The organism is Pseudomonas entomophila, from assembly GCF_013523165.1.
In the GTDB taxonomy this organism is placed as follows: domain Bacteria; phylum Pseudomonadota; class Gammaproteobacteria; order Pseudomonadales; family Pseudomonadaceae; genus Aquipseudomonas; species Aquipseudomonas entomophila_A.
Map to the genome: position 1 here is coordinate 43,430 of NZ_JAAMQI010000004.1, position 13,081 is coordinate 56,510.

The 13,081-nt window shown below is 58.2% G+C and carries 7 protein-coding genes, 1 tRNA gene and 1 pseudogene; 6 read left to right on the top strand and 3 right to left on the bottom strand.

Annotated elements, in window-relative coordinates:
* The first annotated feature begins 326 nt into the window (after positions 1-326).
* Complete coding sequence (gene leuA, locus G7Z99_RS04220) at positions 327-2,024, top strand: 2-isopropylmalate synthase (protein ID WP_181092337.1); 1,698 nt, start codon at positions 327-329, stop codon at positions 2,022-2,024.
* A gap of 389 nt (positions 2,025-2,413) precedes the next feature.
* Here the strand turns inward: leuA and G7Z99_RS20275 are convergent.
* Positions 2,414-2,512, bottom strand: a pseudogene (locus tag G7Z99_RS20275) (IS5/IS1182 family transposase); the annotation flags it as partial.
* A gap of 217 nt (positions 2,513-2,729) precedes the next feature.
* Between G7Z99_RS20275 and G7Z99_RS04225 the strand changes: the two are divergent.
* The 5 genes from G7Z99_RS04225 to G7Z99_RS04245 all read left to right on the top strand — a co-directional run bounded on the left by G7Z99_RS04225 (position 2,730) and on the right by G7Z99_RS04245 (position 10,634).
* Entirely contained in the window at positions 2,730-3,926 is a 1,197-nt protein-coding gene (locus tag G7Z99_RS04225; protein WP_181092338.1) for an MFS transporter, read from the top strand.
* Between the two features lie 174 nt (positions 3,927-4,100).
* Positions 4,101-5,411 (top strand): ATP-grasp domain-containing protein, encoded by a 1,311-nt coding sequence (locus G7Z99_RS04230; RefSeq protein WP_181092339.1) that lies wholly within the window; start codon positions 4,101-4,103, stop codon positions 5,409-5,411.
* A 164-nt stretch (positions 5,412-5,575) separates the two neighbouring features.
* On the top strand, positions 5,576-6,799 hold the full coding sequence (locus G7Z99_RS04235; RefSeq protein WP_181092340.1) for an MFS transporter: 1,224 nt from the start codon (positions 5,576-5,578) through the stop codon (positions 6,797-6,799).
* Entirely contained in the window at positions 6,796-8,427 is a 1,632-nt protein-coding gene (locus tag G7Z99_RS04240; protein ID WP_181092341.1) for an ATP-binding cassette domain-containing protein, read from the top strand. Before G7Z99_RS04235 ends, G7Z99_RS04240 begins: the two co-directional genes overlap by 4 nt.
* Before the next feature lie 839 nt (positions 8,428-9,266).
* Positions 9,267-10,634: a hypothetical protein gene (locus G7Z99_RS04245; protein ID WP_181092342.1), complete on the top strand. Its 1,368-nt coding sequence runs from the start codon at positions 9,267-9,269 to the stop codon at positions 10,632-10,634.
* Positions 10,635-11,094: 460 nt separating this feature from the next.
* Here G7Z99_RS04245 and G7Z99_RS04250 read toward each other — a convergent pair.
* Both G7Z99_RS04250 and G7Z99_RS04255 read right to left on the bottom strand, forming a co-directional pair.
* Positions 11,095-11,171, bottom strand: a tRNA-Arg gene (locus G7Z99_RS04250).
* Positions 11,172-11,317: 146 nt separating this feature from the next.
* Entirely contained in the window at positions 11,318-12,694 is a 1,377-nt protein-coding gene (locus G7Z99_RS04255; RefSeq protein ID WP_181092343.1) for a glutamine synthetase family protein, read from the bottom strand.
* Between the last annotated feature and the right edge of the window lie 387 nt (positions 12,695-13,081).

The following is a 13,081-nucleotide window of genomic DNA, read 5'->3' on the forward strand; positions in this document are numbered from 1 at the left end:
GGTGACCGCTTGATGCATCGAAGAAGCCCCTGTCAGCTTGCGCTGTGCGGGGGCTTTTTCGTATTAATCCGTCAAGCAGGAAGACGGGCAAGAAAGCAGACCGAAAATCTTAATTCAATGGTTTATTTTTCGAATATTTTGTACTGAAGGACAATTAATAGCCAATCCTTCTGCTTTATTCACAATTTTTTACGCGCATGCAGCCTTCTTGCAGGGCAAAACGCAATCCTTAGCCACCCCTTTCATCATAAATTGGATCCAATGTTTGAGTCTGCGACTCACTTCCAGGCCGTCACACGCTTCCACAGGCAAAGGAGAGCGCCGCCATGATGTTGAAAGACCCTTCCACTAAATACCGCCATTTCGAGGTAGTCGACCTGCCGGATCGCACCTGGCCCAACAACGTGCAGAAAGCGGCGCCGACGTGGTGCAGCGTCGACATGCGTGACGGTAATCAGGCGCTGATCGAACCCATGAACCTTGAACGCAAGCGCCGTTTCTTCGACCTGCTGGTCAAGATCGGCTTCAAGGAGATCGAGGTGGGCTTTCCGGCAGCCTCGCAGACCGATTTCGATTACGTGCGCGAACTGATCGAAAGCGGCGCCATCCCCGACGATGTCACGATCCAGGTCATGACCCAGGCACGGACCCATCTGATCGAGCGTACGTTCGAAGCGCTCAAGGGTGTATCGCGCGCGATCGTGCACGTCTACAACGCCACCGCTCCGGTGTTCCGCGACGTCGTGTTCGGGGTTGATCGGGCAGGCTGCATCGACATCGCCACCCAGGCCACTCGTGAGATCAAGGCGTTGATGCAAGCCCACCCAGAGACTAGGTGGACGTACCAGTATTCGCCGGAGACGTTCTGCTTCACCGAACCGGACTTCGGGCTGGAGATCTGTGATGCGGTCATCGCTGCGTATGAACCGACGCCCTCCAACAAGATAATCCTCAACCTGCCCACGACCGTGGAGGTGGCGACCGCCAATGTGTTCGCCGACCAGATCGAGTGGTTCTGCCGACAGGTGAGCCAGCGTGACAGCGTGATCATCAGCGTGCACCCCCACAACGACCGGGGTACCGGGGTCTCCACGGCCGAGCAGGCGTGCCTGGCAGGCGCCGAACGCGTCGAGGGTACCTTGTTCGGCAACGGCGAGCGCACGGGCAACGTGGATATCCTGACGTTGGCCATGAACCTCTATACCAGCGGCATCAGCCCGGGCCTGGACTTTTCGGACATCGGCCACGTTCAGCGCGAGGTCGAGCACTGCAACCAGCTGCCTACCCACCCACGTCACCCCTACGCGGGCGAATTGGTGTTCACTGCGTTCTCCGGCTCCCACCAAGACGCCATCAAGAAAGGGTTCGCGCACCAGCGCGCCAACCCGGGAGGGTACTGGCAGATTCCCTACCTGCCGATCGATCCGGCCGACATGGGCCGCAGCTACGAAGCCGTGATTCGGGTCAACAGCCAATCAGGCAAAGGCGGGGTGGCGTACCTGCTGGAGCAGCAGAGCATCGTGCTGCCACGTCGCCTGCAGATGGAGTTCAGTGGCCTGGTGCAGCGTGTCGCCGATACCGAGGGATGCGAGGTGACCCGCGACATGATCCTGTCCTGCTTCGATGAGCATTACCTGCAGCCGGGCAAGCCCTACACCCTGACCCCGCCTAGGCTGATTCAGGAAGGCGCCAGTACGTGCGTGAGCGCGCAACTGGTTTTCGAAGGCGGCCGTCTGCCTGTGCGCGGTGAAGGCAACGGACCATTGGCCGCCCTCGTCGCTGCGTTCAACGCCTGCGGCTTGGCCTTCGACATCGCGGATTACCATGAGCACGCGATACACGAGGGCGCCCAGGCCGACGCGATGGCCTATGTGGAGATCCGCATCGACAATCAACGGCTGTTCGGTGTCGGCAGAGACAGCAGCATGCTCCAGGCATCGTTGCAGGCGCTGGTCAGTGCGGTGTGCAGGGCGACTCGGCAGGGTCTGCTCGCGCACGTGCGTGATGGAGCGGTCATGCTCTGACGCGCGGAGAGCAGGGGTGTAGGCACGCACGGCGAGCATGGTCTGAAACGAAAATCCGATCTTGCGCCGGGTCTTGTCCGACACGCTGTGTTTGCTCGGCCTGGCGCGGGTGCTGCGGTGCGCTGCGATTTGCCTGGGTACCTCGTGGAGCTCAAGCTCTTCACGCTTTTGCATACAGGTGTGTGCGGCATCGGCGTACCCGCATTTTCTTCACCCGGTAGCAATTCGGCGGTCTGTGTGAAATCGGCTACATAGGTGCGGCGTTGCGGACGTGGTGGAGCAGCCTGATCCATATCGGCACGGATATGCGTTCATGCCAAAAAGGTGTTGATTGCCTTTCTTTATCTAGTGCATCTCGGGCGTGCGCTGGCCGTCCTTCTTCTTCGAACTCGGCGCGTGGGTGTGATCTCATACAACGTTTCTTCCATCGCCGGATTTCTGAGAGAAAACCAGTTCTGCAACAGATGAATGCGCAACAGAGTTTTTAGAATCGCTACTTCATCTGTATGCTAAAAACATACAGATGATGACTTTATGTGAATGCTAAAAGCATACAGATGGCTGCTACAGATTCGCACCTGAACAGTGCATGAAGCGATCGACGCAGGGAGGCGTCTTGGTTGTTACATTTTTTTCATTGCCAAGTAATTTTTTCTGCCATACCGTTTTTAGCGTCAGTAGGGCTCATGTTAAATAAGGCACACGATGCATACTAGCTATTCGTTGAAGAGTCTTACGCTTCTTATCTGGATAGTGAACCTGTGCGCCATCTATGCGTCCACGTTGAGTTATGTCTTTCTGTCTTATTACACCTACAAAGAAACCGGCAACCTGTTGTACTCGCAAGTCGTGCTATTTGCACCGATGGTGTTGCCTGTCCTGTTTGTCGGGCAAATTTACAAACTGTCCGATAGAGCCTCTCCGCGCGCATTGTTGCTGTTCTCCAATGCCTTGGCGTTGGCGGTGGCCGTGCTGGTTTATTCATTACTGCCGACCGTCATAGGGGTTGCGATCATTGGCAGCATCGCCATTGGAGGACTGGACGCGTTGCAGAGGGTGGGCCGAATCGTTGCCATCAAATGCTATTTCGATTCAGCCAATGTCGAATCTACCGTTCCGTTGACCCTGACAGCACAGTTCATTGCCGGCGGTATCGCCGGTGCTACGATGGCATTGATCAAGGGCGATATGATGCCTTGGCACGTGCTGGCCATCACTGCCGCATTGTTCGCCATAGCCGCCTTCGCGGCCTTTCTACTACCCCGCGCGGAACGCCCGACGAGTACCACCGTGCCGGCGTCTACGGCGCTGATCAAAACGTTTGCGGATCTACTGAGAGCCCGACCGGCATTGTGCCGCAGTTTTTGGGGTTTCATTCTTTTCGTCAGCCTGTATCAAGGCTTCTTCAACGTATCGCGGATCACTCTGCCGGCTCATGTCCTAGGCCTGTCGGAGAGCTATGTAGGCCTGCTGCAAGCGGTCAACAGCGTGGCCGCCTTGTTCGGCGCGATTCTTTACTACACGTTGAACAAGCGTGGACACAAGCTGGCGCCCTTTTCCATGGCAACCGCCAGCGCACTGTTCATGGTGGCAGCCGCCTATGGCGGAGGCCTGGCCTCCAGCTACAGCGCTTACTTTTTCTACATCTTTTTCTTTGAACTGGCCTTTTTCAAATTGCAATCCGACGTCGTGCTGACGGCGCCGGCCGCTGCCATGCCGCTGGTTGCGTCGGTGCAGTATGCGGGCGTTTATGGTGGAATGATGATAACGATAGTGTTGGGTTCATTGTTGGTCGAGCACATTGGGTTGCTATGGACCAGCGTCATTTTTGTCGTGTGCTATTTGGCGGCCGCTTTACTGCTCTCGTTCGGTTTAAGGCCTGCCGAGCATGTTGTTCGATAGGTGCTTCATTGTAATAAGTAAGTCGTGAGTTCATGCGTTAGAAGGCGTGATAGGACTCAGCATACTGTTGTTTTTGCAACAGGTTCAGTGCCTCTTCCACGCTGGCCTTTATGGCGGTTGTTTTTTTCGCTCTGCGGCTATTTCCTCTCTCACCTAAACGGTATGGAGCACCTTATGAAACACGTCGTCTTGGTCGACAGCACGGTCAGTGGTCTGCTCGCCTTTGAGGCTGCCAAGCGCCTCGGTTGTCATGTGACCTTCATTCACCCGCGTGATACGTCTTTTCTGACAATATCGGTCAAGGGGGATCACTCGAAAATCGAGCCCTACCTTGAACACGTCGATGACTATATTCGCATCGATTCGCTTGAGGGAGAGGAATTTCACAATCTACTGGTGAAGCTCCACGGCATTCGAAAAATCGATGCACTGCTTTCTACGTCTGAGGCAGCGATTGTTGCCGTAGCCCGGGAAGCCGAGTGGTTCGGTACGCGTTATCCAAGACATGAGCACCTTTGCGATGCTGTTTACAAAAGTCGTCTGCGTGAACGCTTGCGCGACAATAACGTACGTTCTCCTGACTTTCAGGTCTTGACCGAAAGCCAATTGGCCGAAGGTATAGCCCCGCGGTTGGCATTGCCGTTCGTGGTCAAACCTACACGTGGTTTTTCCAAACAGTTTTCGGCGATCTGTTTTACCCAGCAGGATTTTGACGTATTCGTTGAACACATCCGCCAGGCGCGTGCTGATGCCGATCCGATGATCGATGCTCTGGTCAGCCGCGAATACGTGATCGAGCAATACGTGAACGGTACGCTGCATTCTGCCGAAGTCATCGTCCAAGACGGGGTCGTGTCGTGCTACGCAACGACCATTCGTTTCCGCGCCGATTACAACGAGATGCTCGAGATGACGGCCACCATGCCCTCGGGGCTGGACGCGGCCGCGCGCGATGAATTGAAGACCTACGTTCAGCAAGTGTTCACCGTCTTGAAACTGGATATGGGGCTGTATCACGTCGAGTTGCTCCGTGATGATAAAGGCCCATGCCTGGTAGAGATCAACGCCCGCATGATGGGCAGCGTCGCACCGCAGATGTATCGAATGCTCACCGGGATCGATCCATTCGAAATGCTGATCCGTCTGCATTTGGGAGAGACCCTCAGGATTGACGACTCTCTGATTAAAGTCGCGGGTACCGTGGTCACGATCGCTTCGCGATATGGCGGGCGAATTGCCGATGACTACGACCCTTGCATGTTGCAGCCGCTGCTGGACAAGTACGGCATCACGTTCTGCACTGCCCGTGTCGATCCTGGTCAGAAGGTGAGCGTCTACACCGGCAATATTGGAACCATTGGCCATGTCATCGTGCTCGACGAATGTCCTTATGCTGCTGCAAACAAAGGCAACAAGTTCTTGGCCGACCTGTCGTTGCTGTATGGCAACGAATTGGCGAAATACACCGGTCCTGAGTTGGCGTAAGTAATTGCTGTGCCGGTTCCAGTGGTCATGGCGGCCCGTATTGAAGCAAGCCATTGAACAAGTGATTGGTGCCCATGGCCGCTACCTGATGACTCACGGCGAATGATCCAGATAGCTGCATCTTACGCCACCTCTACTTGCACCTCGTTCGCACGGAGTCCGCCATGAGCGCCGTTCTCTCGCAGACACACGCCACTGCCAAGGCGGCCCCCTTCATCCTGCTGCTGATCATCTTCATCGACGGCCTGGGCACGGCACTGCTGATGCCGATGCTGCCGATGCTACTGGATCCGGCCGACCCTGCCGGAGTGGTATTCGCCAGCGCGCCTAATGCCGCTCGGACGGCCTGGCTTTACGGTGTGCTTTTGGCGGGCTACGCCTTTACAATGATGCTGGGTGCGCCGCTGCTGGGCGCGCTTTCGGACCGTATCGGGCGGCGTCCGACGCTGCTGCTTGCGGTGGCGGGATCGGTCGCCGGATATGCCCTGAGCACTTGGGCGGTGAGCCAGGGCAACGTGGCCTTGCTGATCGCCGGACGGTTGCTGGGGGGCGCCTTTGCCGGTAGCGTCCCTGTGGCCCAGGCCATGCTGGTTCAGACCCCGGACAGCGCAATGAAACGCCTCGGCTGGGTGATGTTTGCCATGACTGCGGGCTTTTTCGCCGGCCCCGCGCTCACGGGTATCCTGCTGGCAGGTCACACACCAGGGGCAAGCTTGCTTCTGCCGTTGCAGGTCGCCCTGACTCTCAGTGTGCTGTGCTTGTTGATGGCTTTCATACTGCCCTCTAGCCCCGCTCCGGCGGCAACAACGGGGCCATCGCTAATCAGCCAGGTTTTGAACGGCTTCACTTCCCCCGCCACACGCAGGCCATTGCTTGCCCTGCTCTGGCTGCAAATAGGCTGGAATCTGTTCTATCAATATCTGCCCTGGATGCTCGCACGCCAGAGCCAGGCCGTAGGCAGCATCAGCCTGCTGCTGACGGTGATCGGGGTCGGCATGTGCGCCGCCTTCATCTGGGTAGCTGGAGCCCTGCAAACCCGCTATCCAGCACCACGGATCGCACGCCTTGCCATCCCCACGCTGGTGGTGAGCTGCGCACTGCTCGCGGCCACGCTCGACAACGCCCTGGCCCTGGTCTTCGGTGCTCTTGCCGCAATCGCCTACGGTGTGGCCTACACCGCCCTGATCGGGCATGCCCTGGCATGCGAGCGGGCAGGACTGCGTGGTACGGTGCTGGGCATCGCCGCCTCGCTGGCTGCCGGTGCCGCAGCCGTCACAGCGCTAGTGGGCGGGGTAGTGGGTGTCTGGGGCAACCTGCTGCTGGTCTCGTTGAGCGTGGCCGCGCTGATCCTCAGCTGGGCCGCCCTGGGGGTGGGAGGCGATCGATGAGTAGCGACAATGCCACCTTGATCATCAAGGACCTGGCCTTGCGCCTGCCAGACGGCAGGCCGCTGTTCTCGGGCCTGAACGCGACGTTCTCCAGGCAGTTCACCGGCATCGTGGGGCCCAACGGCAGCGGCAAATCGATGCTGGCGCAGATCATGGCGGGCCGCCTGGCGCCGAGCGCAGGCAGCGTCCAGTGTGCCGGCAGTATCGGGTATTTGCCGCAGTGGCTGGAACCGATCAGTGGCACCGTCGCCGATCTGCTGGGGGTTCGTCGCGCTTTGCAGGCCCTGGCCGAAGTCGAGGCGGGCGCCTGCGACCCGGCGCTGTTCGACCTGATCGACGACCGCTGGAACCTGCCAAGCGACATTCATGCCTGCCTCACACGCCTGGGGCTGGCCCATCTGCCGCTCGATCGTGCGAGCGAGACCTTGAGCGGAGGTGAGACTGTACGCCTGATGCTCGCCGGCCTGCGCCTGGGTGGCGCACGCGTGTTGATACTCGACGAGCCCACCAATCACCTCGATCGTCAGGCCCGTGAGCAGTTGAGCGAGGAGCTGCGACAAGGCAAGGAAACGCGCATTATCATTTCCCATGACCGGGCCTTGCTGGAGCATGCCGATCGTATCCTCGAGCTTCGCAGCGATGCACTGGTGCAATACAGCGGCGGTTACAGCAGCTATCGCGAGCAACGCCAGGCCGAGCAGGACAATGCTCACGCTACACTGGTCAGGGCGCGCGCGGCACGCGACAGCGTCGAACACCAGATCACCGTCGCCCGCCAACGCGAGTTGCAACGCGCCAGTCATGGTCGCAAGGTGGCGCGTGCTACCGGCACTCCGGCCATCGTCGCCAACGCCCAGGCAGAGCGCGCCGAGCAACACAGCGGCCATCAGCGCATCCAGCAGGCGCGTCTGAGTCAGATGGCGCGCGAGCGGGTCGAGCAGGCCAGCGCGAACGTCGAATCTGTACGTCCAAGCCAACTGTTGGCACCAACTGGTCTGGTTGCCAACGCGACCCAGGTGGTCATGCTCGAACACTGCGAGCTTCCCTTCGGGCCCGTCGACAGCCGCTTCATCGATCTCACCCTGCACGGCCCGGTGCGAGTGGCGGTGATCGGACCGAATGGCTGCGGGAAATCGACCCTGCTGAAGGTGATGGCTGGGCAGCTGCTGCCGGCCAGCGGCAACGCCCGGCGCGTTGCACGCACACACCTGATAGACCAGCACGCACAGACCTTCGACCCTGGGCACAGCATCGAGCAGGTGCTGCGCAATGAGCTGGGGACTGCCGAGGAGGGCCGCTTGCGTCAGATCTTCGCCAATGCCGGGCTCGATGCGCGGCAGATGGCTACACCCTTCGCTCAGCTCAGTGGGGGTGAGCGCCTGCGCGGGGCGCTCGCCTGGCTGGCCGGCGGCCCTGAACAGACCCAACTGCTACTGCTCGACGAAGTGAACAACCATCTCGATCTGGCGGCCCTGGAAGCGGTCGAGCAACTGCTCAGGCAGTTCAAGGGAGCGCTGATTGTGAGTGCCCATGACCGCGAGTTTTTACAGGCGCTGGAATTGACGCATCAGTTGATCTGGCAGCCGACGGGGTGGAGTTATGAACCGTGGAGTGAGGCGTTGCAGTGAAATGGCCATCTTCCTCAACACCACGATCCGTCTTTGGGCGTGGTGTAGATATCTTGCAACCGGCAACGTGTGATTATTCATCGCTCAGCGCGCTGGCCCAACTTGGCGACGTCCATGCTACCGGTGCGCCAACCACGATTGAGGCGTGTGTGACACTGGCTGGGCGTGCTGATGGACGCGCGGCAACTCGCCCGGTGCGATCCACAGCTCACCCGGCCATTCCAGCAGATCGACCTGCTGGTCTGCCAGAGCTCGGCCAAGGCTGCTGGTCGTATGGCGATCCTGCAAGTCACCGGCTAAGTGCTTGACCCGGCCGGCCTGGCTGAGACACAAGCTGAGCTTGATCAGGTTGCCAGGCTTTGTGGCTTTGCAGATCAAACCCGATAACCGGAAGCAAACCTAACGCGCGCCACAAAAACCGCCACCGCATTTCTATAGCGCCCACGAAAAAGCCCCGCCAGATCGCCTCTGTACGGGGCTTCGCCTGCACCCACCCTGCACCTGCGGCACCTGCGGCACCTGCGGCACCTGCGGCACCGGCGTGTAATAGTGAAATCGGTGGGGACCTTGATTTATATGGCGCACTCGGCGGGGTTCGAACCTACGCCCACTGAGTCTGACATTCGACTGGTTGAGGAGGATCCGTCGAGTCGTGACTTCGCCTCGACAAACTCGCGAAACGCTACGTTGCCCAGGTCTCACTGACGTGTGCCATGCGCTGGTTGCAGCACCTTTCGTATTACAGGGTCCAAGCCCCTACCATCATTTTTACCAGTTTTTCCCCAGGGATAGGTGGATTTAAATTAGGTCGTACCTACCAGCGAAGGCGATGAAGCATCATGACCGAACAACGTGAGCATCATAATGCGTTTGCACCTGAATCCATCCGCGAACTTATTGCCACGCTTGAAAACATGCCTGTGGCAGACGCTCATCCCGAGCAGTTTCCACCGAATGCGGAGGGGGAAGTCGTTCGACAAGAAGGACTTCGCCTGGAGCAGATACGGGCCAAGACAAAGGGCACGCCAACAGAGGACATGGAGATCTTATCTTGGTGTCCTGGTGGAAGCGCATCAGGCGGGATCTGCTCGCCGTCCAACAATACGCGGTACAATTGGATGGAAAGGTACAGCGGATGCCACGCGCTGCCCATAGGTGAGTGTGTACTGTTAGGTGCACATAACGCGGGATTCGATAAAGATGCACCGCGAGCGCCCTCAATGGAAACGTGCCAGGATGTCGACATCGACGAACAACTTTCTTGGGGCGTTCGGGTATTTGATCTGAGAGTGCAATACTTTTCTGGTTCGAGTGGAGCAGACCGCTTCAGTATTATCCATGAGACAGCCAATGGACGCACTGTCGAGGGCGACGTATTGGACGATTTATCCAAATTTCGTCGAGATCATAATGCGTACAAAGAGATCGTCATACTCGATTTTCATGAGCTTAGAAACTTCACCGCTGCTGCTCATGCCGAATTCAGGACGCTGTTAAATCGCAAGCTCGGCAATTCAATCGTTCCCTATAGCTGTAAGGACGCAGCCGTAGCGCAACTGTGGGCGCTTGGGATGAATACCGTGGTCGCCTACAGCCATTCAGACCGCGGTCCCCTTTTTTGGCCAGGCGTAAATCAACGCTGGATCGGTGACAACACGCCGGGCAAAGACAAGATGGGAGATTTCATCGAGGATGTGGGTTATGAGGAAAAGCCCTTCGGTGAACTCAGGGCCGTCCAGGCCGCTTATTATTCACTGCCGTTTTTCACACCCAAGGATCTTTCGGAAGACCTGATGGGGTGGTTCGCGAGCACGGAGGAGGGAGGTCCGATTTCTCGTCATTATATCATTAACACTGATTGGTGTTTGCGTCAGCGTCTAGGCGATAACGTGATACATGCGAATGATGTACGTCGTCGGATACGTAACGCGCATGTCGTCACCACCAACAGCAGTCCGTATAATTTCAAGGTACAGACCAATTCATATGGTATTTATTGGATGTACAACGGTCAGTACACGGAGAAGATCAGTTTCTCACCCAATGTCACTGACTATACCTCCATCGTGTTGATACACAGTGATGCGGACTATGACAGCGAAATTTCATGGGCAGGCCGATCAGTCATCATCAAGAAAGGGTCGCGTCTGCTATTTCGCGTCCCAGGCGGTAGTACGCCAGAGCTGATCTGGCAGAACGGCGTCTAAATCAATGTTTGAACGTAAGACTTTAGCCAGTGTGGAAATTTCTCTGTCATCAACGGAAGGAATACGGTAAAGACGAAGCGGTAATAACTCGCGGATCAGGTTTGGGGTCTGATCTTGGATGTTTTTACCGAAACACGTAGGCACTGCAGCCGGCCTCGGATGAGCGACCGGCTGATGCTAATGGCATGCTTTGGGTTGTTTATCCTGGAGCCGCCGGATCGTGGCGTGCTTCGACACGCTAGAGAAAAGTCATGCTGCCATGGCCCAACTGGCTTGTTCCAGCAGTGCGCACGACCGCTTTTCGTGTGTGTGCAAGGCATCTTAAAACCGCTCCACACTTCATCGCCTGGTGAAGGTGCCGTCGGCACTCGATAGCCGGTGTCCTGAAACGAAAAAACCGGCCATGGGCCGGTTTTTTTATCCCCTGTTTGCGAGCCATGCCGCACCCAGGGAAACAAGATGGCGCACTCGGCGGGATTCGAACCCACGACCACTGCCTTCGGAGGGCAATACTCTATCCAGCTGAGCTACGAGTGCAACGGGGCACGATGATACCCATCTTGGCGGGCGACGTCCATCGCCTTGATGGGTATACGGTTTCTTCGCAACCGCCTCGAACCATCGGGGTCAGCGGCAACCCTTCGAAAGCAGCCGATGACCCGAAAACCGACCCTGCCACGGCGTCAGACCGTGTGCAGGTACCAGTTGTACTCCAGGTCCGAGATCGAGTGCTCGAACTCTTCCAGCTCGCTTTCCTTGCAGGCCACGAAGATGTCGATGTACTTCGGATCGATGTACTTGTTGAGGATCTCGCTGTCGTCCAGCTCGCGCAGGGCATCGCGCAGGTTGTTCGGCAGGCTTTGCTCGAGCTGCTCGTAGGAGTTGCCCTCGATCGGCTTGCCGGGGTCGATCTTGTTGGTCAGGCCGTGGTGCACACCGGCCAGGACCGCCGCCATCATCAGGTAGGGGTTGGCGTCGGCGCCCGCCACGCGGTGCTCCAGGCGAACCGCATCGGGCGTGCCGGTCGGGACGCGCAGGGCCACGGTGCGGTTGTCCAGGCCCCAGCTCGGTGCGTTCGGCACGTAGAACTGCGCACCGAACCGGCGGTACGAGTTGACGTTCGGGCACAGGAACGCCATCGAGGCGGGCAGGGTCTCGAGCACACCGCCGACCGCGTGACGAAGCGCGGCGTTCTGCTCGGGATCCTCGCTGGTGAAGATGTTGTGGCCATCCTTGTCCAGCACGGAGATGTGCACGTGCAGCCCATTGCCTGCCTGGCCAGGGTAAGGCTTGGCCATGAAGGTGGTGTCCATCTCATGGTCGTAGGCGATGTTCTTGATCAGGCGCTTGAGCAGGACCGCATAGTCGCAGGCCTTGAGCGGATCGGGCACATGGTGCAAGTTGACTTCGAACTGCGCCGGGGCGCTTTCCTTGACGATCGCGTCGGCCGGAATGCCCTGTTCCTTGGCACCTTCCAGGATGTCCTGGAGGCAATCGGCGTATTCGTCCAGGTCGTCGATCAGGTAGACCTGGGTCGACTGCGGACGCTTGCCGGAAATCGGCGAGCGGGGCGGTTGCGGACGGCCGTTCACGTTCTCCTGGTCGATCAGGTAGAACTCCAGCTCGAACGCGGCGCAGATGGTCAGGCCCAGGTCGTCGAACTTGCTGACCACTTGACGCAGCACTTCACGCGGGTCGGCGAAGAACGGCGCGCCCTCGATCTCGTGCATGGTCATCAGCAGTTGCGCGGTCGGGCGCTTTTGCCAGGGTTCGTTGGACAGGGTATCGGGGATCGGATAGCAGATCCGGTCAGCGTCGCCGATGTCCAGGCCCAGGCCCGTGCTCTCGACCGTCGAGCCGTTGATGTCCAATGCGAAGAGCGAGGCGGGCAGGTTGATGCCTTTCTCGTACACCTTGTGGAGGCTGGTGCGCTCGATGCGCTTGCCACGCACCACACCATTCATATCTGCAATCAGAAGGTCAACGTAGAGAACCTCAGGATGTTCCTTAAGGAACGCGTTCGCTTCGTTAAGCTGAACGGCACGCGGGGGTACCGACATGATGCAACACCTTTGTTGTTAAAAATATCAATCAAACGGGGCTTGCAAGCCCAGTCAATCGGAAAGAGAGCGCCAAGTCAAGCGCGCGGGGGGATGCCCCAAAATGGCATGCAGCTGGCATTTTTGCTGCAATTCAGGGCGCCTGCAAGGCCTATCTCAACAGGGCACCAGAGAGCGTCATCTATTTTTTACGGACACGTTGTGTAAAAAAATGAACAAGGCTAAGCTTCGATTCAACCCATAACACTCATAATAGCGGGGGTTGAATGATACGCTCGTCATCGCGCGCCATCCCTGGCCACGCCATGGTCCATGCTCCTTCGAGCCCCTGCGCGGGCGCTCTGCCCAGGCGGTTTCGCACACTGTCGGGCGTGACCGGAATAATTG

Bases quoted from the DNA above. Each gene is read 5' to 3' on its own strand.
- leuA (WP_181092337.1), top strand. From the start codon at position 327: ATGATGTTGAAAGACCCTTCCACTAAATACCGCCATTTCGAGGTAGTC.
- G7Z99_RS04225 (WP_181092338.1), top strand. From the start codon at position 2,730: ATGCATACTAGCTATTCGTTGAAGAGTCTTACGCTTCTTATCTGGATA.
- G7Z99_RS04230 (WP_181092339.1), top strand. From the start codon at position 4,101: ATGAAACACGTCGTCTTGGTCGACAGCACGGTCAGTGGTCTGCTCGCC.
- G7Z99_RS04235 (WP_181092340.1), top strand. From the start codon at position 5,576: ATGAGCGCCGTTCTCTCGCAGACACACGCCACTGCCAAGGCGGCCCCC.
- G7Z99_RS04240 (WP_181092341.1), top strand. From the start codon at position 6,796: ATGAGTAGCGACAATGCCACCTTGATCATCAAGGACCTGGCCTTGCGC.
- G7Z99_RS04245 (WP_181092342.1), top strand. From the start codon at position 9,267: ATGACCGAACAACGTGAGCATCATAATGCGTTTGCACCTGAATCCATC.
- G7Z99_RS04255 (WP_181092343.1), bottom strand. From the start codon at position 12,694: ATGTCGGTACCCCCGCGTGCCGTTCAGCTTAACGAAGCGAACGCGTTC.